The following is a 23,059-nucleotide window of genomic DNA, read 5'->3' on the forward strand; positions in this document are numbered from 1 at the left end:
ATGGTGAATCCGGTCAGGTTCATGATACCGGATTCTCGAAATTTAGCCAGTCTTGATTGCGCTCCGAGTCCGGAGGTACGATCGCCCTATTGTTGAGGGGTGGAAGCGGCTTCTCGATCGTTGGTGCGATCGACGATGGGAACGCCGTTCCGCAATTTGATCACCCCTTCGCTGACGATGCGATCGCCGGCTTTGACCCCGGAAATGACCTCGAAACTCTGACCCTGAATGCTGCCGAGTTGGACGGGAACTTGTTTGGCGACCAGCATCGTTTCTCCGGCGTCCGTCTGCTGTTCTTCGACCCGAAACACGAAACTCTGCGCCCCGATGCGGGTGATCGCCGTGGTGGGAACTGTTACCCCTGATGCCTGTTCCCAAATTACCCGGGCGCGGACAATTTGATCGGTCCGCAATTCGTTATTTTGGTTGGGATAAATCGCCTTCACCAAGATGGTTTGAGTTCCGGTCCCGGCGTTGGGGGCGATGTAAGAAATCCGACTGGTGCCGATCGCCTCCCCCGTCTCCTGGGCGATCAATTCTACCGGCGTCCCCACCCGCAATTGGGGTAAGAAACCGATGGGAATGTCGATGTTGACCTCCAAATTCTGGTTCTGGCGGATGCTGGTGAGGGTGGTCTGGCTGTCCACAAGATCCCCTACCTTGACCGGGATGTCGCCCACGATGCCGCCGATGGGGGCGTTGATGGTGTAGTAGTCCAACTGCACCTGTTCGGCCACCGCGTTCGCCCTCGCCCCCTGGATTTCCCGCTCCAACAGGGCGAGTTGGGCTTCCTGGGCTTCGATCGCCTTCTCTTGACGGGCGATATCTGCTTCCAGGGTGGCAATTTGGCGATCGAGATCCCTGCCGGCGCTTTCCACCTGGGCCCGCGAAGCCTCGATGGTGCGCCCCTGGCGGGACAGGTTCGCCCGGGCCGCTTCCACCCGCGCCCGGGCCGCGAGCACTTCTTTTTCCTGGTTGGCGACCTCGGCTTCGCTGGTTTGTCGGTCCCGTAGTTTCTCGTCGTAGAGTTCCGAGGAAATCACCCCCTCCTCCCACAGCTTTTCATAGCGCTCGTAGGCGGCCTGTCGCTGTTGCCGGATCGCCTGCCGCCGTTCCAACTCCCGCACGGCGGCCTGCAAGTTTTCTTGGGAATTTTCCAACTCGAATTCGAGTCGCTGCCGTTCGTCGATCTGGGCGTCCAATTCCCGCTCGGCTCGCTGCAAATTCGCCCCCTGGGACTGAAATTCCAATTCGGCCCGGGTGCGGGTCAAGTTGGCTCTCAGGGCTTCTAATTCGGCTTCGGCTCCCTTGAGTGCGGCCCGTCTGCCTTCCACTGTCGCCAGTCGGTTCTCGAAGTTAGCCTGCTGCTGGGAGGAGTCGATCTGCATGAGGGGGTCGCCGGCTTCCACCCGCTGGCCCAAGCGGACGTAGACCTGTTTCACCCACCCGCTCACCCGGGGCCTGATGATGGAATTTTCCACCCCCTCGACTCTGGCGTTGTATTCGCTGCTGTCTTTGACATCCCGGGCGTCGATTTTTTCGATTTCCACGGGAACGGGAGGGGGGCCAGCCGCCTGGGGTTGCCCGGAACAGGCACTCAGCAGTGCCACGGCTGCTAGTAGGGGTAAGGACGCGATCCGCGACAGCGCACCTATGGCTTTTGACGGTGTTTTGTTCATCAGTTGTTTGGTGAATCGTTGAGTCTAGAGATCATTTGGATGCCCCAATCTAGCGGATTGACGGTGAGTTCCGGCACGCCAGGGACTCTGAATCGCTCTCCACTCGAAGCGATTGGGGGAAATGTTGTCCATTGATGACTGGGGAGACAAGGGCATCGGTCATGCTGGAACGACTGGCATTCTACCCAACTTCCTCACCGATAGAAAACCACACTTGCCAAAAATGACAGTTTACAGTATAGGTAATGGCTGTGAAAAATGGGTGAATTTGACGGCAATTGTTATCAATTGTCATCAAAATGTTATGAAGTTTTAAGTTCCGTCGCCCCTCAAGGCGCGATCGCACTCGCTTCGGCGATCGCTCCGGACTCGGATAAGGGCGGACGCCGGCACAAATAGGATAGCGGCCCGAACAGCGGAATTAAAGCGAAAATCCAAAATAAGCTGGTGTTATCCATGCCCCGCCGCGCCATATCATCCCCGAGGAGGGCGGGAAACAGCACCGACAGCAGGCAAAAATCCAGGCTCATGACGTGGATGAAGCGGCTGGTCTGCCACTGTTGGACAAAATCGCCCCAGTTCCCCTGGGTGATGCCATAACTCACCAATGCGATCGCCCCGGCGGTTAAAATAATTCCCGTGAATCTCGAATCCCAGAGGCGGATGAAGCGATCGCGCTTTCCGGGAAAATCGGGGTTGGGTTGACGCAATGCCAAATAGGGCAGCAGGGCGAAGGCTCCCACGCCGAAGGATAAAGCCACAAAGGGCCAGGCCGGAATCTTCTGGCCGCGGCCGTCGGCAAATAGCACGCAACTGTAAACCAGCGGCCAGATACCCATCAAATTGAACAGGGCGACAATCAGAGGGTTGATACCCTCCCAGTTGCCGAAAGAGAGGTTTTGAATCAGGGCGAAGGTTTCCTGGGGATGGTCGGGGGGGGCGAACAGAAAAGCGTAGGTGAGAAATCCCACCCAAACCAGCCCCAAGGCGATTTTGAGAGATGCGACACTCATGGCAAAAATCGGTCTAAAGCGGCTTTGAGTTCTTCGATTTCAACATCAATATTGCCTTCTTGGGCGGCTCGGGCCACACATTCGGTCAAGTGTTCGTCCAGAATCATCCGGGAAACGCGATCGACTGCCCCCCGGACAGCGGCGAGCTGCACCAGGACATCGGGACAGGGGCGGCTTTCCTGCACCATGGTTTTGACGCCGCGGATGTGTCCTTCGATGCGGGAGAGTCGGTTCACGATGCGACGCAGGGATTCTTCGCTATGGACGTGGGGGTGTGCCGACGAGGGATGTTCCTCCGGGTGAAGGTGCTGGTGAGGGTGGGGCAGGGGTGTGGTGGAGGAATCTGATCCGATCATTATGTTTGTTTTTAAACTTGGGGTGGAGAACAATATTCAATATTTTAGCGGAGGGGGAAATTTCGGGGGAGGCGTCGTTCGGGGCGAATCAGCTCAAACTCTTATCCGGTAATGGTTTCGGCCAAGAATGGGAGCTGGGGGGAGATCAAAAAATCACTCTATCATCTGGTTTTCTCCTCAAATATTTTGAGTTAAAAAAGCTTCTGATTCTAGCTTAAAACTCTGATAGAAAATGGATGTCAAATCCAGACACCTGGCTCCCTCCATCGCAGATGTTTTGCGGTTAATTATCAGGATTTGAAATGAGTTATGGCGCGGCCTGTCCGGTGTCGGGTGTGAGCAGTAGGGGAGCAGAGATCCCCCAGGAGGCAGAGGAGGATGATTTCCCCTGCTTCCTCCGCTTCTTAAACCCTCACACCCGCTCTTTTCACAAACCAGACCGGACATCAGTCTTCGTCTTCGTCGTCCTCGAAATCATCGTCGATGATGTCCTCTCCGAGGATAGAAGCCGAAAACGGTTCTTCGTCGTCCATTCCCGGCAAATTGTCCTTCTCTTCGCGGATGGCGAACTCGCTGAAATCGTCGTCGTCCGAATCGCCGTCCTCCGAGAACTGACCCTTGCCGTAGGCCCGGGCGGTGCGATCGTCGAGGACTACATCCGTGAGTTCATCGCTGTCCTCGTCGATGTCATTCGTATCCCCGTCGAAGCTGGTGCCCTCGATTCCGCCCTCTTCGTAGGCGTTGAATCCGCTTCCGGCCGGGATCAGGCGCCCGATGATCACGTTTTCTTTCAAACCCCGCAGCCAGTCGGACTTCCCTTCGATCGCCGCCTCGGTAAGCACCCGGGTCGTCTCCTGGAAACTGGCCGCCGAGATGAAGCTATCGGTGTTCAGGGATGCCTTGGTAATCCCCAGCAGTACCGGCGTGTATCGGGCGGGGGCGCCCCCGGTAATGGACATCGCCTCGTTCACCTGTTCCACCTGACGCAGTTCCACCAATTCCCCGGGCAGCATCGTCGTATCGCCGCCGTCGTCCACCCGGACTTTAGAGGTCATCTGGCGGACGATCACCTCGATGTGCTTGTCGGAAATATCGATCCCCTGGGACTGATACACCGACTGCACCTCGTTCACCAAGAAGGTCTGGCACTGTTGGAAACTCTTGAGGGCCGATTCGTAAACCAACCCGTCCCGTTCCAGGTGGTAGTTGAAGAACACCTCCAAAATCTCGTGGGGATTGGCAGGCCCGTCGGTGAGGTGCTGTCCCACATCCACGGTCTGGCCGTCGGAGACGATCGCCGTCTGGCCGGGGCTGAGGGGGTAGTCGGTGATCGCGCCGCTCTCCTCCACGACCCGCAATTCGACGAGTTCATCGTTCACCTCCACCTGGGCGGTTCCGGGCTGGCGGGCCAAAATGCAGGCCTCCTTCGGCTTCCGGGCTTCCAGGAGTTCCTCGATCCGGGGCAGACCCTGGATGATGTCCCCGGTTTTCGCCCGTTCAAACACCAGCAGCACCAAGTTGTCACCCCGCTGCACCAGGTCGCCGTCGTTGAGGTGCAGGACTGCGCCGGAAGACACCCGGTAGGGCCGGCCGAGGCGCAGGACGATTTGAGTCGGGGAGGTGGTGGAGAGTTCGGAACTCCCGCCCGCGGCTTCCGAACTCTCCCCGGTTGCCGTCCCGGCTTTGATTTCGACGACCTGACCGGACTCTTCCAAAGTCACGCCCGGGGCAATTTCCGACCCTTCCACGACCAAATCTCCCACTTTCACGCCGGGGGTCGCGCCGGGGGGCACGGCGATCGTCACCATGTCGGCGTGGCGGACCAGCAGAATCCGGCGCAGCACTTCGGCCCCGGAGCGGATGCCGCCGACCACGCCGCCGTCCTTGCCGAGAATTTCTGTCCGCGTCACCACCGCGCCCGGTTCGATTTCCTGGCCGTCTTCCACCAGCAACCGCGTCCGGGTGCTGCCCTGGGTGGAATCGGCCACGATGTCGCGGCGGATCACCAGGGATTCCAAAATCACCAACTGCAACCGCAGGATCTCGGGGTCGTTCTCGTCGGGGATCAGCTCGATGTCGGCGGCTAACTGCGGGGCTTCGGAGCCGATGTTGATCACCAACTGCGTCCGCAGCAGTTCCACCCCTTCCACCGATCGCACCCGCTCCCCATCTTTATAGGACAGGCGCTGCACGGCTTGCAGGGAGATGGACTGGTTCAGGGACTCCTGGGAGGGGATCGGCGGGGTTTCGGGGACCTTGAATTCCACCACGGGGCGCAGCAGCAGGGCCGGACCTTCCGGTGTCTCGACGTATTCCACGTAGTTGAGTTCGGTGGCGGTGATGCCCGGGATCACCTCTTCCCCGGCGTTGACGATCTGGCCGTCGAGGGCCATGACCATCTCGGGGTCGTCCACCAGGTGCAGTTCCCCGGGTTTGATGACGATTTCCCGCAAAATGTCGTTTTTCTGGGTGACTTCGATCGCCCCTTTACTCTGGCAGAAGATGTCTTTGACCACTTCCGTCCCGGCTTCCACATACTGCCCGTCTTCGGCCAGCAGCAGGGAAATATCTTTGTTGACCTCGTGGCACTCCTCGGGAATCCACAGCAGGGTGCCGCCCTGGGTGACTTCGTAGCCCTGTTTGGCTTTGGAGCGCTTGGCGACTTCCACCCCGGCGTATTTGATGATGCCGCCGGTAGTGGTGCGGTAGCTGTCGTCCATCAGCTCGGCGATCACCTCGTGATTTTCTACCTTGCTCCCCGGCGTCACCTTCAGCAGGAATCGGTGGTTGCTGTTGGTTTCGATGACGTACTGTTCCCGGCCTTGCAGGGTTTGCAGCCGCACCAGGGCCTGGTCGAGCAGGACGGAGGCGGTGATAATTTCCAGTTCCCGGGGCAGTTCCGGGGCGTCCCCTTCCTCCTGGCCGGCCAGGGCTTCCAAGTTGCTGATGTCGGTGCTGGGGGTCGTGACCTCCTGGGTGGCGTATTCGGTATTTTGAGCGATGCGGACGATGCCCCCGTGTTCGGACACCAGTTTGGTCTGGGCCAGGACGCTGCCCGGTTCGACGCGATCGCCGTTTTTGACGGCCGGCTCGGCGCCGGGGGGCAGGTTGTACACTTCCCCAGCCAGCACCCACAGCAGCCCCCCGCGCTGGGCGATGCGGGTCATGTTGCCCTGGCGGTCCATTTTTTCTTCGGGGATGACGTCGGCGAATTTGACTTCCCCGGCCAGGTCCGTCGCCACGTCTTTGGTGGCCTTTTCCGTGGTCTTCCGGGCCGTCCGGCCTCCGGCGGGAATTTCCGCCAAAATCTGGTCGGCTTTGACGGCCTGCCCGTTCTGGACGACCACCGTCACCCCCTGGGAGATGGCGACCCGCTCGGATTTCCCGCTTTCGCTCTCCACGGCTAAATGGCCGTTGCTTTCGGCGTAGAAGGAATCGTCCCCGTGACGGGTGCGGAACGCCCGCAGGCGCAGGGATTTGGGGAAGCGAACCACGCCGTCGAAGGGGGCGCGCAGCACCGCCGCTGCCTCGGCCGTGAACACCCCCCCGGTGTGGAAGGTCCGCATCGTGAGCTGGGTGCCCGGTTCGCCGATGGACTGGGCCGCGATGATCCCGATCGCCTCCCCGAGGTCTACCATGTCGGCGTGGGCCAGACTCCACCCGTAGCAGTGGCGGCACACGGAGCGGTTGGCCTCGCAGGTGAGGGGCGATCGCACCAGGAGCTCGTTCACCCCCGCATCGCAGATGGCCGCGGCCAGGTCTTCGCAGATCACCTGGTTGCGGACGGCTTTTTTGCCGTTCCAGGACACGATCTCCCCGGTTTCGGGATGTTTGACATCTTCCCCCAACACCCGGCCCATGAGGCGGTCCTTGAGGGGGATCAGGATGCGATCGCCGTCGGTCATGTTTTTCAGCCGGATTCCCCGGGTCGTCCCGCAGTCAATTTCTCGCAGGATCACGTCCTGGGACACGTCCACTAGACGGCGGGTCAAATACCCCGAATCTGCCGTCCGCAGCGCCGTGTCCACCAACCCCTTCCGGGCGCCGTAGGAGGAGATGATATACTCGGTGACGGTCAGCCCCTCCCGGAAGTTGGTCTTGATCGGCTGGTCGATGATTTCCCCCTGCGGGTCAGCCATCAAACCCCGCATCCCCACCAACTGGCGCACCTGGGAAATGTTACCCCGCGCCCCAGAGAACGCCATCATGTACACCGAGTTCAAAGGGTTGGTGGATTTGAAGTTCCGCACCACCTCGTCCTTGAGGGCTTCGCTGGTGCCGTTCCAGGTGTCGATCACCTTTTGGAACCGCTCCACCTCGGTAATTTCCCCCTTGGAATAGCGGTTCTCCGTGCGCCGAATTTCCTCTTCCGCCGCTTCGAGCAATTCTCGCTTGGAGGGGGGAACCTGCAGGTCATCGACGCTGATCGAAACCCCGGCTTTGGTGGCGTAGCGGAAACCCAAATCTTTCAATTGGTCGGCGATCTGGGCCGTCCGCGCCGTGCCGTGGTTCATAAACGCCCAGGCGATCAATTTTTTCAATTGCCCTTTGTCAATCACCCGGTTCCGGAAGATTTTTTGAGTCTCAGTCATATCTATTTTGTGTTGAATTGCGCTGGAAAGCAGATGTCCGATCAAGTTCGCTAAAATCGTTGTTCTGACCACTATTTTTCATTCAATCATCAGAACTTCATGCGATCGCTGACGATCCGAACTTGATATTAGAAATGGCGAAGGAAAGCGGTCATTAATAATGATCAATTATTAATGACCAATTCCCGTTAGACCAGGGCATCTTGCACCGTTTTGTTGAAGATGATCCGGCCCGGAGTTGTCCGGACGTACTGGGAAATGAGATTTCCCTCTTTATCGACCCGGCGACGGCGCAGCAGGTGGCCCGTTTTTTGACCGATATAGACTTTGGTGACGCTCCCATCCGCCGCGGTTTCTTCATCTTTGAGTTGTTCGGGTTCGCCCGCGTGCACTTCGCCCTCGAACCGCACCCAAACCGAGGCGTGCAGGTCTACCTGACCTTGGGTGTAGGCGATGATGGCATCCTCCAAGTCGCTGAAGTAGTGATCGACCCCCCGGGTCGCCTTCGGGTTTTCCGCCGTCAGGTAGTAGCAGCCCAAAACCATATCCTGACTCGGCGTCACGATCGGCCGCCCCGTCGCCGGGGAGAGGATGTTGTTGGACGCCAGCATCAGCAGCCTCGCCTCGGCTTGAGACTCGATGGACAGGGGGACGTGGACGGCCATCTGGTCGCCGTCGAAGTCGGCGTTGAAGGCCGGACAGACCAGGGGGTGCAGTTGGATGGCTCGCCCCTCCACCAGTATGGGTTCAAAGGCCTGAATCCCCAGGCGGTGCAGTGTCGGGGCGCGGTTGAGCATGACGGGGTGTCCGGAAATGACCTCTTCCAACACGTCCCACACGCTGGGATCGTTGCGCTGGATCAACTTTTTGGCGGCTTTGATATTGTTGACCAAACCCTGGCGGATCAGGCGGTGAATCACGAAGGGCTGGAACAGCTCGATCGCCATCTCCCGGGGCAGTCCGCACTGGTGCATCTTCAATTTCGGACCGACGACGATCACGGAACGGCCGGAGTAGTCCACCCGCTTTCCGAGCAGGTTCTGCCGGAAGCGGCCCTGTTTCCCCTCGATGATGTCGGAGAGGGATTTCAAGGGGCGGTTGTTGGCTCCCACCACGGTCCGGCCCCGGCGTCCGTTGTCAATTAAGGCATCCACCGCCTCTTGAAGCATTCGCTTTTCGTTGCGGATAATAATTTCCGGTGCCAAAATTTCCTGCAATCGCGCCAGGCGGTTGTTGCGGTTGATCACCCGCCGGTACAAATCGTTCAGGTCGCTGGTGGCGAACCGGCCCCCGTCTAACTGCACCATCGGGCGCAAATCCGGGGGGATGACGGGGATGACGTTGAGGACCATCCATTCGGGTAGGGAGCTGGTGGCGATGAAGTTGTCGATCACCCGCAGGCGCTTGATCAGCTTGGCTCGCTTCTGTCCCTTGGAGTTGGCGATTTCTTCCCGCAGGCGCTCTGCCTCTTCTTCCAGGGGGATATCGGCCAGCAGTCGGGCGATCGCCTCGGCCCCGATGCCCACTTCCACGCCGATGAGTTCCGCCTCTTCGCTGTACATCTGCTCTTCGATTTCCAGCCACTGCTCTTCCATCAGTAGCTGTTTGTAGGACAGATTGTCGGCGTTGCCGGGATTCAACACGACGTAGGCGTTAAAATAAACCACCTGCTCCACGTCCCGCAGGGGCATGTCCAGCAAAATCGCCATGTAGCTGGGAATCCCCTTCAAATACCAGACGTGGGTGACGGGAGCCGCGAGTTTGATGTACCCCATCCGGTGCCGCCGCACCCGAGATTCGGTCACTTCCACGCCGCAGCGCTCGCAGACGATGCCCCGGTGCCGCACCCGCTTGTACTTTCCGCAGTGACATTCCCAGTCCTTCGCGGGTCCGAAAATCCGCTCGCAAAATAGCCCGTCCATTTCCGGTTTGAGCGTCCGGTAGTTGATCGTTTCCGGTTTGGTCACTTCCCCCACGACTTGGCCGTTCGGCAGGGTGCGCTCCCCCCACTGGCGAATCCGCTCGGGGGACGCCAACCCGATTTTGACGTAATCGAAACGCTGTTCTAAACGCTTGCTTGAGTTCGACTTTGAGTTCGTCATAATTCCAGTTCACAGATCAAGATTGACACCTGGGACGGTGAGAGGGGGGAAATGGGGCGAGTTTTCCCCAATTTCCCCGGTCAGAATTCGGATTTAACTTTCGCGATCGTCTTCATCGACCGAACTCAACTCGTAGGTGGGTTTGGACGGCGGGCGTCCCCGGCCGGACTCGTCGGCCATCAGATCCACCTCGGCATCCTTGCTGCTGCCGTCTTCGGCGGTTTCCACCTTGTGCACGGCAATATCCAAGCACAGGGACTGCAACTCCCGCATCAACACTTTGAAGGATTCCGGTGTCCCCGGCCGGGGGATGGCCTTCCCCTTCACGATCGCATTCAGGGCCTCGTTGCGCCCCTGCATATCGTCGGATTTCACCGTCAGCAATTCCTGCAGGGTGTAGGCGGCGCCGAAGGCCTCCAGGGCCCACACCTCCATTTCTCCGAATCGCTGTCCGCCCTGCTGCGCCTTTCCGCCCAAAGGCTGCTGCGTCACCAGGGAGTAGGGTCCGGTCGAACGGGCGTGGATCTTGTCGTCCACCAGGTGGACCAGTTTCAACATATAGGCCACCCCCACCGTCACCGGCTGGTCAAAGGGCTCGCCCGTCCGCCCGTCGTAAACGATGGTTTTGCCGGGATACTCCGGGTTGAACAGCCAGTCCTGTTTCTTCTTATCCCGGGCCTCTTGCAGCTTGCCGTGGACCGTTTCCCGGGACATTTCGCCCCCGAACATTTCATCGAAGGGGACGACCTTGAACCGCCGTTTCAGGTTTTCTCCGGCCCACCCCATCAGACATTCAAAGATCTGTCCGACGTTCATCCGGGACGGCACCCCCAGGGGATTCAGGACGATATCCACCGGGCGCCCGTCGGGGAGGTAGGGCATATCTTCGATGGGCAGGATGCGGGAGACGATCCCCTTATTTCCGTGACGTCCGGCCATTTTGTCGCCCACCTGAATTTTCCGCTTTTGGGCGACGTAAACCCGCACCACCATGTTGGCGCCGGGGGGCAGTTCGTCCCCCTGTTCCCGAGTAAATACCCGCACGTCCACGACCCGGCCTTTTTCACCGTTGGGAACTCGCAGGGAATTATCCCGCACGTCCCGGGCCTTCTCGCCGAAGATCGCCCGCAGCAGCTTTTCTTCCGGGGGCTGGTCGGATTCCCCTTTGGGGGTGACTTTCCCGACCAGGATATCCCCCGACTCCACCCAGGCGCCGATGCGGATGATGCCGTTGGCGTCGAGTTGCCGCAGGGAATCTTCCCCGACGTTGGGAATTTCCCGGGTGATTTCTTCGGGGCCGAGTTTGGTCTGCCGCGCCTCGATCTCGAATTTTTCGATGTGGATGGAGGTGTAGACGTCCTGGTAAACCAGGCGCTCGCTGATCAGGATCGCGTCTTCGTAGTTGTATCCCTCCCAGGGCATATAGGCGACGACGATATTATGGCCGAGGGCCAGTTCCGCCCCTTCCGTGGAGGAGCCGTCCGCCAACACCTGGCCGGTCACCACCTGGTCTCCCTCATAAACGAGGGGCCGCTGGTTCAGACAGGTGTCTTGGTTGGAGCGGCTGTACTTCTGAAGTTCGTACTCCCATTCCCGGCCGTCGAGGTCCATGACCCGAATTTTGGCGCCGTCCACATAGCTGACTTCGCCGTCGGTGCGGGACACGATCACCATCCCGGAGTCCCGGGCGGCTTGGGCTTCGAGTCCGGTTCCCACCAAGGGGCGCTCGGGGCGCAGCAGGGGGACGGCCTGCCGCTGCATGTTTGACCCCATCAGGGCGCGGTTGGCGTCGTCGTGTTCCAGGAAGGGGATGAGGGAGGTGGCGACGGAGACGATCTGGACGGGGGAAACGGCCACGTAGTCCACCTGGTCGGGGGCCGTTTTGGTGAAGTCCTGGCGGTAGCGCACGGGTACGAGGTCGCCGAGGATTTGGCCGTTTTCGTCGTAGCTGATATCTCCCGGGGCGACGCGCAGGTCGTCTTCTTCGTCGGCGGTCATGTAGACCGGGGGGAGATCCCGCCGCACCCGGCCGTTTTCGACGGGGCAGTAGGGGGTTTCGATGAAGCCGTAGGGGTTGACCCGGGCGTGGGTGGCCAGGGAGCCGATCAGTCCGGCGTTGGGACCTTCCGGGGTTTCGATGGGGCAGATGCGCCCGTAGTGGGAGGGGTGGATGTCGCGGACGGCGAACCCGGCTCGCTCCCGGGTTAGACCGCCGGGGCCGAGGGCGGACAGGCGCCGTTTGTGGGTCAGTTCGGCCAGGGGGTTGGTCTGGTCCATGAACTGGGAGAGTTGGCTGGAGCCGAAGAACTCTTTGATGGCGGCGACGAGGGGTTTGGGGTTGACCAGGGAGGCGGGAGTGAGGGTGTCGGCGTCGCCGACGGTCATCCGTTCCCGGATGATGCGTTCGAGGCGGTTGAGGCCGACTCGGACTTGGTTTTGCAGCAGTTCGCCGACGGAGCGCACCCGGCGGTTTCCGAGGTGGTCGATGTCGTCGGTTTCGCCGATGTCGTACTCTAAGTTGATCAGGTAGTCGATCGCCGAGAGAATGTCGGTGGGTGTCAGGACGCGGGTGCTGTCGGGAATACTCAGGCGCAGTTTGCGGTTGATTTTGTAGCGCCCCACCCGGCCGAGGTCGTAGCGCTTGCCGTCGAAGAAGCGGTTGTTGAGCAGTTGTTCCCCGCCGGCGACGGTGGGGGGTTCCCCGGGCCGCAGTTTGCGGTAGAGCTCCATCAGGGCGTCTTCTTCGGTGAATTCTCCTTCTTTTTCGATGGTTTTTTGGAAGTAGTCGGGGTGCCGCAGGGCGTCGAAGATCTCGTTGTTGGTGAGTCCGAGGGCTTTGAGGAGAACCTGGGCGGAGAGTTTGCGGGTTTTGTCAATCCGCACCCAGACCAGGTCGTTTTTGTCGGTTTCAAATTTCAACCAGGCGCCCCGGTTGGGGATCAAAGAGGCGCTGTAGGTGCGCCGCTGGTTTTTGTCGATCTCGGATTTGTAGTAGACGCCGGGAGAGCGGACGATTTGGTTGACGATCACCCGTTCGGCCCCGTTGATGATGAAGGTGCCGCGTTCGGTCATCAGGGGCAGGTCGCCGATGAAGACTTCCTGCTCTTTGATTTCCCCGGTTTCTTTGTTGATGAGTCGGGTGGGGACGTACATCTGGACGGCGTAGGTGCTGTCCCGCCGTTTGGCTTCATCGACGTCGTATTTCGGCTCTTTGAGTTTGTAGTTTTGGGCCAAAAAGTGCAGTTCGAGTTTGCCGGTGTAGTCGCTGATGGGCGAGAAGCTTTCCAGTTCTTCGATCAGGCCGGTTTCGAGAAACCAGCGGAAGCTCGACCGCTGGATCTCGATTAGGTCGGGGAGCAGGAATGCGGATTCGTATTGGGTTTGAGTTGTCATGGGTATCGTCCAAAATCCGGGCTACTGTGGTCTGGCCGATCCGTTGAATTGGGGGTCGGACGGAGGGGGATCTGAGTGGCAATGCGGTGGTCGGACAGGTGCGATCGGGTTCTCCGCCTGACCCCCACCCTCGGGGGGTCGGATCGGGCATCCAGTTAAAAACTTGTTTTGACTTTTGATTTTTCGACTTTTGACGTTTGACTTTCTTCGGGGAGGGACAGGCCGAAGAGTTGGCAGGCGTTTCGGGTGGTCTGTTGACTCAGGGACTCCGGGGAGGTGTCCCGCAATTCGGCGACCCGTTCGGCGACGTATTTGACATGGGCGGGTTCGTTGCGTTTTCCCCGCTTCGGGACGGGGGCGAGGAAGGGACAGTCGGTTTCGACCAGCAGGCGATCGCTCGGAACTATCCGGGCGGATTCTTGAATTGGCGTCGCTTTTTTAAAGGTGACGGTGCCGCTGAAGCTGATGTAAAATCCCAGATCTAAGAACCATTGGGTTTCTTCGGGCGTCCCCCCCCAGCAGTGCATGACTCCCCGCACCGCTCCCGAGCGATCGCAAAAGTCCCGCAACAGTTCCGCCATCGGGGCGGCTGCGTCCCGGCAGTGGATGATTACGGGTTTGTCGAGTTGTCGGGCGATTTCGAGTTGGGCGGTGAAGACCTGTTTCTGACGGGCTTCATCGTCAGCTTTGTAGAAGTCCAGCCCCATTTCCCCGATCGCCACCACCCTCCCATCAGACCGGGCTAACTCCAAAATTTCCCCGGCGCTGCCGTCGGTCCACTTTTCCGTATCCAGGGGGTGCAAACCGACGGCGAAGGAGAGTTCTTCGACGCGATCGGCGATCGCCCGGATCTCCTGAAATTCCCCCGGATGGACGCAGGAGTGAACCAGGCGCACGACTCCGGCCTCCCGCCACCGCGATCGGATCGCTTCCAGGTCGGTCGCGAGGACGTCAAAGTTAAGATGAACGTGAGTATCAATTAGCTGCATCGGGTGCGATTCGTCATCCGGTATGGGTCTTGAGTTGAGCGGTCACATCCCTCAAACAAACACGGAGATCAAGGGCCGGATCTGAGTTCGAGTCTCGCTCCTCCCCTTGCTGACATCCACACGCAACATCGTTCGATGTTAAGATGCGGCTGCGCCCGTTTGATTCAGGTTTTCTTGGTGTCGCTTCAAAAACCGAGCCAATCTGGCTTTTTTCCGGGCTCCGTTGTTTTTGTGAAGGACTCCCTTTTTGACCGCCTTATCAATTTTACTGTAGGTGGCCGACATCCGCTGATGCACTTCCTGAAGCGCTTCGTCGCTCGGTGAAGCCGCATATTGCTCCACCGTGGCAAAATATTTTTTCATCAGGGTGCGGACGGCTGACTTGTAAGATTTATTGCGGAGCCGATTGCGTTCGGCAATTTGAACTCGTTTGATGGCAGATTTGATGTTGGCCATAGCTTCCGGTTGAGGTCGTCGCGGGTTTTTGAATATCAAGATTTACAGAAATACTAGCATAACACCTTTCGAGATCAATTTGGAAGTCCCCGGGATGTGGGGGCGGAGGGGGCATGGGGGCGACCGGGGGCGACCGGGGGCGACCGGGGGCAAGCTGATATCAGATCCGTACAAACTCCCCAAGCATTTTCAGATGATTTTTGCGAGTCGGGGCGCGACGGCTTGCCCCCTAGGGAATTGATTCCCGCCTGCTCCCTCCGCTCCCTCCGCTCCCGGTCGCTCCCTGCGCTCTCCATCCAAAAATTGGCAGCGAAGATCGGCAAATCGACGATGGGAGCTAAGAATTCGCGTTAAACTATATATCAACAAATACGGGTGATCCTAGAAATCTGTGGCAGACTGTCGGCAGGTTTGAGGGACACTCTAGAATAGAGCCGGAGTCCAAATCCGATCGGTTTTTCACTCCATGTCTCCAATTCTCGCCCGTATTTTGGCTGGTAACTCCTAAAGGTTGGCACTCCGAATCACCATGCTGCGAATCATTACTCAGTGGGTTGAAGCACAATCAGAACTGCGACGGATCGCCAGTCGCACCCATGATGACACGGTTATCCACAAAGAAGCAACGGTGCGGGAAGTGCTGCAAACCGTCAAGCGACAGGGAGACAAAGCACTCCTGCATTACACCCAAGAATTTGACCACAAGACCCTGACGCCCGAAGAGTTGCGGGTCAGCGGTTCCGAGTTGGATGCGGCTTACCAGCAAGTTTCCAAAGAACTCCTGGATGCTATCCGGCTGGCCTGCAAGCAGATCGAAGCGTTTCACCGCCAGCGGGTTCCCAAGTCCTGGGTTCAGTTCGAGGGCGATGACGTGGTGCTGGGAAAACGCTACACCCCCGTCGATCGCGCCGGTTTGTACGTCCCGGGTGGGAGGGCATCCTACCCGAGCACGGTGATGATGAATGCCATTCCGGCTCGGGTGGCCCAGGTCCCCCGCATCGTGATGGTCACTCCCCCGAGTATCGACAACAAAATCAACCCGGCGGTGTTGGTGGCAGCCCAGGAGGCGGGGATTCAAGAAATTTATCGGGTGGGGGGCGCCCAGGCGATCGCGGCTCTGGCCTACGGGACGGAAACGGTCCCCAAGGTGGACGTGATCACTGGACCGGGTAATATATACGTCACCCTGGCGAAAAAATTGGTCTACGGCACGGTGGGCATCGACTCCCTGGCCGGACCGTCGGAAGTGCTGATCGTCGCCGACAGCACCGCCAACCCGGTCCACGTCGCCACCGACTTGTTGGCCCAGGCTGAACACGATCCCCTGGCCGCGGCGATTTTGCTGACGACGGATTCGGCCCTGGCCCGCCAGGTGGTGGCCGAGGTGGAGCGGCAACTGGAACATCACCCCCGCCGCACCCTCACCGAAAAAGCGATCGCCCACTACGGATTGGTGGTGGTGGTGGACTCCCTCGACGCGGCGGCGCAACTGTCCAACGAATTCGCCCCGGAACACCTGGAGCTCGAAGTTGACGACCCCTGGGCCCTGCTCGATCGCGTCCGCCACGCCGGGGCCATTTTCCTGGGCTGTTCCACCCCGGAGGCCGTCGGTGACTATCTGGCCGGCCCCAACCACACCCTGCCGACGTCCGGCGCAGCCCGCTACGCTTCGGCCTTGGGGGTGGAGGTGTTCATGAAGCATTCGAGCTTGATTCAATATTCGCCTCAAGCGCTGCAAAAAGTCGCGAATGCTGTTAATATCTTGGCTACGGCTGAAGGGCTTCCGTCCCATGCCGATTCGGTTCGCCTGCGGACTGAAAAGAAAGGAGAGGGGGATTTTTAAGGTGAAGGTTCGCCGATCGCAAACGATCCCTGAGCTGTGAGGAGAAGTTTCTGTGTTAAGGACAATTTTGGTTGCTGTTGATGGTTCCCCTTCAATAGAGCTGATGATCGAGGCGTTAAAGCAACTGCAATTGCAACCCACAACCCACGTCATCTTCTCCCACGTCATTCCCACGACAATGCCGGAGATCGATCCGATCGCCGATCGCCCCCATCCCAATACATCGGAAGAGTTGGCTTATTGGGATATCGAGAAGCATCTGAAAAGCTATCAACAGGAGTTGGACGGTCCGAGTGATGTGGAGATCGTCCGGGGAGATCCCGCCGAGGAAATTATCCGCCTCGCCAATATCTATCAAACGGATCTGATTCTCATCGGCAGTCGCGGACTGACGGGAGTCAACCGCATCGTCCAGGGTTCGGTGAGTTCCCAAGTCGTCGCCGACGCCAATTGTTCGGTGTGGGTGGTGAAAGAGAAAGATTGAATTTTGGGTGTAGGGGGTAGGGTGTAGGGTGTAGGGGAAAGATCGCTTATTGAGCTTGACTTTCTCCCCAACCGAGGGCGTGGATGAAGCGGTGCAGGGCGGCAATATTGGCGATCGCGCCCAACAGGATTAATAAGGGAAAAATCTGCCCCGTCAGCAATCCCAAAATAATCAGGATCGTCCGCACGGCGCGGCTGCCGATGCTGGCGATGCTGCTGCGTCCCAAAGATTCGCTTTTCGCCCGGATGTAGGGAACCATCGCTGCCCCCAACAGGGCGATCAATCCGGGGATTAAATTGCGATCGGGAGATGTCAATATTAAAGCCGAAATCATAAAAAAGTCTACATAGCGATCTAAAACGCTGTCGAGGAGATTTCCGGTGTCCGATGCCACACCCCTTGCCCGCGCCAAATCCCCGTCCAGACAGTCGAGTAACCCGCTGAAGATAATCGCGCCCACCGCCCAGAAATATTGATGTTGAATAATTAAAAATGCGGCCAAAAATCCGCCGATCGCCAGGGAAAACAGGGTGATTCCGTTGGGGGTGATCCAAGAAACCTCGACCAGGCGTTTCGCGAGTTTTGACGTGAACAATTGCAGGATTTTATCGATGGGAGACTGGGGGACTGCGATCGCATTCAGATCAGACTGCAAAGATTGATTGCCCGAAATATCCGACATGATGATTATAGAACTTCTCCGACCAAAAATAAATTACCATAATTTGCGCTAAAAGTCAAGGATTATCGGACTCTCTTGAATCTGTGAAATCTGCGTAATCTGCGGATGATCGCACTAATTAAGGATAAAAAACCCGCGCCAAACCGGGGAGAATTTCCACCTCGACGGGGGCGGACGGAACGGGTTCGCCGTCGATCGCCAATCGTTCTCCATCCCGGGGTTCCAACCGAAAGCCACGCACTCGATAAGATTCGATTCCGGGGATGTTGAGATGCCGTCCCGTTTCGCAGGCTGAGAAGGCTTTCAATAACTGCAATTTCGACATTCCTTTCCGCACCAACAATACCGTCATTTTGCCGTCGGATATTTGGGAGTCGGGGGCGGTGTTGAGGTTGTAAGCTGCCCAGGGGAGGTTCATCGCCCACAGCAGCAGCCAATCGCCGGCGATCGCGTCCGGTATAGCCTCATCTGGATCGATGGGAATCAGGGATATTTTTCCCCGGTAGCTGCGGAGGGTTAAAATTTTAAACAAGGCGTAAGTATCGGTTTTGAGGGAACCCAAAAACCGCAGTTTGTCGGATTCGATATCCACGTCGGCGATCAATCCCCAAGAAACGGAGAGAACCCCGAAATATTGGCGATCGCCCTGTTTGATGTGGATCAGATCGACGGGTTGTATTTTGCCTTTGGCGATCGCGATCGTGGCGTTGATCGAATCGTAGGGTTCCCCCGCCTCTTGCAACAGAGTTTTGCACAGTCCGTTGCTGGTTCCCGCCGGAATCACGCCGATGGGGGTTTGAATTGCCGTCTTCCAATCGGGACGGTTCATCAAGCCGTTGATGACTTCGTAAACGGTTCCGTCTCCCCCCACGACAACCAACCCGTCAACTTGGGATAAATCCATCCATTTAACTTGGTTTTGGATGTCGCCGGGGTGGGTGGTTTCCGCGACGGAAAATTTGACGTAACTGTTTTCTAAAACTTGTCTGGCTTCCCGGAACAACCGTTCGCCTTTTTTGGTGCCACTGGTGGGATTGATAAAAATTTGCAGCCGTCGCGGGGGGGTGAAATCATGGGAATCGGAAAGGCTGAGAATGTGGTTATTGATTGTGGTTATCCAGCGCGATCGCGTTTCGAGATCCGGACAGGTGAATCGGTATTGTCGGAGGATTCGCCGGGGTTGGTTCGGAGATTTTGGATAAGTGTTGACGATGAATCCGATGCCGTTTTGGAACCGATCGCGATCGCAGACAAATGCGCCGACAATATCATCAATTTTGATATTTTTTTTCTCGTTTTTTTCCGTCCAAATCAAGTCTTTTTCGGTCAGCGAAAGGCGATCGGTCGAAATGACAGCGGATTCAACTGGAGGGGAATTAATGGGATCAATACCCGGAAAAATAAGGGGTAAAATTTTTAGCATTCACGAAGTCACGTTGAGAATTACAAATTTGGGGTTAACTTGAGATTAAAAAAATTTAACACGAGTTTAAAAAACTGTCAAGAAAAAGGGGGTATGATTTCGTCCGAAAAGTGCGATAGGATGAGGGATGGCAATATCAATGGAGGCTGCCATGCGGGAAGTCGGCTGGTTGTCAACTCTGACGCTAGATACCCTGAATTTAATCTGGATCGCTTCTGCACTCTTTTTGGCGGGGGTTTTAGAAGCGTTTTTGTGGAAAATGCCGCCTTTTCAGTGGCTCAACTTTCCCATCCAACGGGACTGGTTCGGTGCCAACAAACGCTGGCGGGGGCTCGTCAGCCTGCCGCTCACATTTTTGGTCGGCGTCATCTTATTTCAACAAATTGAAGGGGTGGGGAATTTAAACGCCAATTTTCCCGTTCATTTTCGGGATTTAAATGCGATTCAGTTCGGGTTATTGACCGGGTTCGTCTTCAACCTTTCCGAGTTGCCCAATTCCTACATCAAGCGTCGGTTGCAGATTCCGCCGGGGGACGAGAGCAACCCAATTTTTTATGTGGTCGATCACGTTGATTCGACCTATGGGGTGTTGATTTTGTGGTATTTTTATTTTCAGTTTCCCGCCCATTTTATCGGGGTTGGTTTGGCGGTCACGCCGCTGTTATTTATGGGGGCGACGGCATTGCGGAAGCGGTTGGGATTGAAATAATTTTTTAGGAATTTTCGGGGAGTTCGGACTCGGGTTGTTCCTCGGTGATGCGTTCCAATTCTTCGATATAAAAATCGCCGATATCCAACTGTTCCGCCCCCGAGACTTCGATCGCCTCGTAATTCACCCGGCCCCGGAGTAACATTTTCTCGCCGACGGGGGGGAGGGGTTCGGTGGTGAACACCCAAACCGTCCCGGTGCGATCGGCCAATTTGTAGGCCCCGGCCCCCAAAAATGGGGCGCGATTTTCCACGGTCCCCCGCAGGTAAACCTTGGCGCCGACTTTGCGATTTTGCGCGATCGCCTCAATTTTGGTGGTGTTGAGGTTCAATTTGGCCGTGGAGTCGGCGATCTGGCGGCAGCCCACCATCCCGCCGGCCAGCAGCAGGACCGATGCGACGTGAACGAATTTTGCTGGGGATGGCCAGGTGAAAATACACATGGAGTTGTAAAGGCGGGGTAAAATTTTCTCCGACAGGCGAGGGAAGGAGCGGGAGTCGGGAGTCGGGAGTCGGGAGTCGGCGGACAGGGCGAGAAATTCGGTTTCCGATCGGACGACACCCGATGAATGATTGTCAATTGTCGATCCTTCCCAGATAGTATTGATCGTTTCTGTGGCCTCCGGTGTTCCCGACCCGGGGGCGATCGCACATTTCCACTGATTTTCAATTATGGCGAATCTACTAGACGGTAAGGCAATAGCCAAAAAAATTCAATCCGAGTTGAAAGAGCGGGTTCAGTCCCTGGAGCCCAAAGCGGGACGGCCCCCCGGTTTGGCGGTGTTGATGGTGGGGGACAACCCGGCGAGTGCGGTTTACGTCCGCAACAAACAGCGGGCCTGCGAACGGGTGGGGATCGCCTCCTTCGGAGAGCACTTTCCCGCCGAAACCGGCCCGGAGGAACTCGCCGGGGCGATTCGGGCTTTGAATGAAGACGATCGCGTGGACGGGATTTTGCTGCAACTGCCCCTCCCCGACCATCTGGACGCGGTGAAATTGCTCTACGAGATCGACCCCGATAAAGATGTGGACGGCCTGCATCCGGCGAATATGGGGCGGCTGGTGCGCGGAGAATCGGGCCTCCGCAGTTGCACGCCGGCGGGAGTGATGCGGCTGTTGCGGGAATACGAAATTGAGGTCGAGGGTAAAGATGCGGTGGTCGTCGGCGCGAGTATTTTGGTGGGCAAACCGATGGCGTTGATGCTGTTGGAGGCTGAAAGTACCGTGTCCGTCGCCCACATCAAAACCCGAGATCTGGCAAAACTCACCCGCGAAGCTGAAATTTTGGTGGTCGCGGCCGGTTATCCCAAGTTGATCCGGGGCGACATGGTCAAACCGGGCGCGGTGGTCGTGGATGTCGGAATCAACCGCATTATGGACTACGAAGGGCGATCGCAGATTGTCGGCGATGTCGATTTTAAGGCCGTAGAACCCCAGGTCGATTATATCAGCCCCGTCCCGGGCGGCGTCGGGCCGATGACGGTGGCGATGCTGCTGAAAAATACCGTCGAGAGTTATCAAAAACGGGTTTTCGGGGAGGGGTGAAATTCAATCCGGTTTTTTTTTGGCGATCGTCGGATGCCACAAGACCCGTACAATGAAATTTGGAGTTGAAAATTTCCACCCTCAGCCCGCGCGGTTTGGGACGGGTGCGCGAGGGGGTTTGAATGGGGGAGAACCCTTGTTTGAGTCCACCTCACCCCCGAACAGCCGGCGCCGCTCGGTCGGGCAATGCAGTGAGTGAAGGGGTGTACGGGAAACAACATGACAGATACCAACGAACAAACCACGGTCGTCCGAGAAACGGCTTTTGACCTGTCCGCCTATCTGACCCGGCAAAAGGCGCGGGTCGAGGCGGCTTTGGACGCTTCCATCACAGTCACCTATCCGGAAAAAATTTACGAGTCGATGCGCTATTCCCTGATGGCTGGGGGAAAGCGGCTGCGCCCGATTTTGTGTTTGGCGACGTGCGAACTGCTGGGGGGGACCGAACCGATGGCGATGCCGACGGCCTGCGCCCTGGAGATGATCCACACCATGTCCCTGATCCACGACGACCTGCCGGCGATGGATAATGACGACTACCGGCGGGGGAAATTGACCAATCATAAGGTTTACGGCGAGGAGATCGCGATCTTGGCCGGGGACGGGTTGCTGGCTTATGCCTTCGAGTTCGTGGCGCGGGAAACCCGGGATGTGCCGCCGCAAAGAGTTCTGGAAGCGATCGCCCGTTTGGGTCGGGCCGTGGGCGCGGCCGGACTGGTGGGGGGCCAGGTGGTGGATTTGGAGTCGGAGGGGTCGCCGGATGTGTCGGAACGGACGCTGACGTACATCCACACCCACAAAACCGGGGCGCTGTTGGAGGCTTGTGTCGTCTGCGGGGCGATTTTAGCCGGGGCTTCGCCGGAGCAGGTGGAGCGGTTGTCTCGGTACGCCCAAAATATCGGCTTGGCGTTTCAGATTGTCGATGATATTCTCGACATTACCGCCACCCAGGAGGAGTTGGGCAAGACGGCAGGGAAAGACCTGCAGGCTAACAAGGCGACCTATCCCAGTTTGTGGGGGTTGGAGGAATCGCGACGGCAGGCTCAACGATTGGTGGAGCAGGCGAAGGCGGAACTGGCCCCGTTTGGGGAAGGTGCCGCGCCCCTGTCGGCGATCGCGGATTTTATCACCCGCCGCACGAACTAGCAGTCACGAGAGGTGTTCGACCCCATGCAAGATTTCGGCCATATCTTGGACAACCGGGTGCTGTTGGTGGCCCTGTTTGCCTGTCTTTTCGCCCAAGCTTCTAAATTGGCGATCGAATTGATCCAGCACGGAAAGGTGAATTTTCGGGTGCTGGTGACGACGGGGGGGATGCCGAGCTCCCATTCGGCGTTTGTGGGGGCGCTGGCGGCCAGCGTCGGCCAGGTGATGGGGTGGGGCTCTCCGGAATTTGCGATCGCCCTGGTGTTCGCGATTATTGTCATGTACGATGCGGCCGGGGTGCGGCAGGCGGCGGGGCAGCAGGCCCGGATTCTCAATCAGATTCTCGACGAGTTGTTTCAGGAGCATCCCCAGTTTAATGAAGATCGTTTGAAGGAGTTGCTGGGGCACACGCCGTTTCAGGTGATTGTGGGGTTGAGTTTGGGTATCGCGATTTCTTGGTTGGCGGAATTTGCTTATTGATGATCTATTTCTTCCGCAGATTTCGCAGATTTCGCAGATGATAGCGTCCCGATGCCCTGTTTCTTTAATTCTATAGCAGTTTTCTATCTGGTGCGATACGGTTCGATCCGCCATTATCCCCCCTGATCTCCCCCCTTACAAAGGGGGGGTAGGGGGGGATGGGGACTT

The 23,059-nt window shown here is 57.9% G+C and carries 17 protein-coding genes; 6 read left to right on the forward strand and 11 right to left on the reverse strand.

The window, feature by feature from the left end; genetic code table 11:
- Positions 1-86: 86 nt before the first annotated feature.
- The 8 genes from LKE08_RS08200 to rpsT all read right to left on the reverse strand — a co-directional run bounded on the left by LKE08_RS08200 (position 87) and on the right by rpsT (position 14,580).
- Positions 87-1,679 carry an efflux RND transporter periplasmic adaptor subunit gene (locus LKE08_RS08200; RefSeq protein WP_324703727.1) on the reverse strand — a complete coding sequence of 531 codons (1,593 nt, stop codon included), beginning with the start codon at positions 1,677-1,679 and terminating at the stop codon, positions 87-89.
- Positions 1,680-2,008: 329 nt separating this feature from the next.
- A complete protein-coding gene (locus LKE08_RS08205) occupies positions 2,009-2,692 on the reverse strand; it encodes a DUF2834 domain-containing protein (RefSeq protein WP_324703728.1) in 684 nt (227 codons plus the stop codon).
- Complete coding sequence (locus LKE08_RS08210; RefSeq protein ID WP_324703729.1) at positions 2,689-3,048, reverse strand: metal-sensitive transcriptional regulator; 360 nt, start codon at positions 3,046-3,048, stop codon at positions 2,689-2,691. Before LKE08_RS08210 ends, LKE08_RS08205 begins: the two co-directional genes overlap by 4 nt.
- 446 nt (positions 3,049-3,494) lie before the next feature.
- Positions 3,495-7,640 carry a DNA-directed RNA polymerase subunit beta' gene (locus LKE08_RS08215; RefSeq protein ID WP_324703730.1) on the reverse strand — a complete coding sequence of 1,382 codons (4,146 nt, stop codon included), beginning with the start codon at positions 7,638-7,640 and terminating at the stop codon, positions 3,495-3,497.
- Between the two features lie 188 nt (positions 7,641-7,828).
- Positions 7,829-9,742, reverse strand: coding sequence for a DNA-directed RNA polymerase subunit gamma (locus tag LKE08_RS08220; RefSeq protein ID WP_324703731.1), 1,914 nt, complete (start codon positions 9,740-9,742; stop codon positions 7,829-7,831).
- Between the two features lie 93 nt (positions 9,743-9,835).
- Complete coding sequence (gene rpoB, locus LKE08_RS08225; protein WP_324703732.1) at positions 9,836-13,135, reverse strand: DNA-directed RNA polymerase subunit beta; 3,300 nt, start codon at positions 13,133-13,135, stop codon at positions 9,836-9,838.
- Between the two features lie 155 nt (positions 13,136-13,290).
- Positions 13,291-14,124: a TatD family hydrolase gene (locus LKE08_RS08230; protein WP_324703733.1), complete on the reverse strand. Its 834-nt coding sequence runs from the start codon at positions 14,122-14,124 to the stop codon at positions 13,291-13,293.
- 138 nt (positions 14,125-14,262) lie between these two features.
- Entirely contained in the window at positions 14,263-14,580 is a 318-nt protein-coding gene (gene rpsT / locus LKE08_RS08235) for a 30S ribosomal protein S20 (RefSeq protein ID WP_324703734.1), read from the reverse strand.
- 529 nt (positions 14,581-15,109) lie between these two features.
- On the opposite strand from rpsT, the gene hisD reads away from it, so the two are divergent.
- Together hisD and LKE08_RS08245 are read left to right on the forward strand one after the other, a co-directional pair.
- Positions 15,110-16,423 (forward strand): histidinol dehydrogenase, encoded by a 1,314-nt coding sequence (gene hisD, locus LKE08_RS08240; RefSeq protein WP_324703735.1) that lies wholly within the window; start codon positions 15,110-15,112, stop codon positions 16,421-16,423.
- Between the two features lie 52 nt (positions 16,424-16,475).
- The gene (locus LKE08_RS08245) at positions 16,476-16,907 is read left to right on the forward strand and encodes a universal stress protein (RefSeq protein ID WP_324703736.1); all 432 of its coding nucleotides are present in this window, start codon (positions 16,476-16,478) and stop codon (positions 16,905-16,907) included.
- A 46-nt stretch (positions 16,908-16,953) separates the two neighbouring features.
- On the opposite strand, the gene LKE08_RS08250 is transcribed toward LKE08_RS08245, so the two are convergent.
- Both LKE08_RS08250 and LKE08_RS08255 read right to left on the reverse strand, forming a co-directional pair.
- A complete protein-coding gene (locus LKE08_RS08250) occupies positions 16,954-17,589 on the reverse strand; it encodes a CDP-alcohol phosphatidyltransferase family protein (protein WP_324703737.1) in 636 nt (211 codons plus the stop codon).
- Between the two features lie 118 nt (positions 17,590-17,707).
- Positions 17,708-18,904, reverse strand: coding sequence for a diacylglycerol kinase family protein (locus LKE08_RS08255; protein WP_324703738.1), 1,197 nt, complete (start codon positions 18,902-18,904; stop codon positions 17,708-17,710).
- Between the two features lie 235 nt (positions 18,905-19,139).
- Here LKE08_RS08255 and LKE08_RS08260 point away from each other — a divergent pair, with 235 nt between their 5' ends.
- Positions 19,140-19,721: a CDP-archaeol synthase gene (locus LKE08_RS08260; RefSeq protein ID WP_324703739.1), complete on the forward strand. Its 582-nt coding sequence runs from the start codon at positions 19,140-19,142 to the stop codon at positions 19,719-19,721.
- A 4-nt stretch (positions 19,722-19,725) separates the two neighbouring features.
- On the opposite strand, the gene LKE08_RS08265 is transcribed toward LKE08_RS08260, so the two are convergent.
- Positions 19,726-20,427, reverse strand: a complete 702-nt coding sequence (locus tag LKE08_RS08265) for a hypothetical protein (RefSeq protein WP_324703740.1) — start codon at positions 20,425-20,427, stop codon at positions 19,726-19,728.
- Between LKE08_RS08265 and folD the strand changes: the two genes are divergently transcribed.
- The 3 genes from folD to LKE08_RS08280 all read left to right on the forward strand — a co-directional run bounded on the left by folD (position 20,393) and on the right by LKE08_RS08280 (position 22,891).
- The gene (gene folD, locus LKE08_RS08270) at positions 20,393-21,265 is read left to right on the forward strand and encodes a bifunctional methylenetetrahydrofolate dehydrogenase/methenyltetrahydrofolate cyclohydrolase FolD (RefSeq protein ID WP_324703741.1); all 873 of its coding nucleotides are present in this window, start codon (positions 20,393-20,395) and stop codon (positions 21,263-21,265) included. The genes LKE08_RS08265 and folD overlap by 35 nt on opposite strands.
- A gap of 219 nt (positions 21,266-21,484) precedes the next feature.
- Positions 21,485-22,411 carry a geranylgeranyl diphosphate synthase CrtE gene (gene crtE / locus LKE08_RS08275; RefSeq protein WP_324703742.1) on the forward strand — a complete coding sequence of 309 codons (927 nt, stop codon included), beginning with the start codon at positions 21,485-21,487 and terminating at the stop codon, positions 22,409-22,411.
- A gap of 24 nt (positions 22,412-22,435) precedes the next feature.
- The gene (locus LKE08_RS08280; RefSeq protein WP_324703743.1) at positions 22,436-22,891 is read left to right on the forward strand and encodes a divergent PAP2 family protein; all 456 of its coding nucleotides are present in this window, start codon (positions 22,436-22,438) and stop codon (positions 22,889-22,891) included.
- Positions 22,892-23,059: the final 168 nt, after the last annotated feature.

Origin of the sequence: Lyngbya sp. CCY1209 (assembly GCF_035615495.1) — a bacterium.
Classification (GTDB): domain Bacteria; phylum Cyanobacteriota; class Cyanobacteriia; order Cyanobacteriales; family Microcoleaceae; genus Limnospira.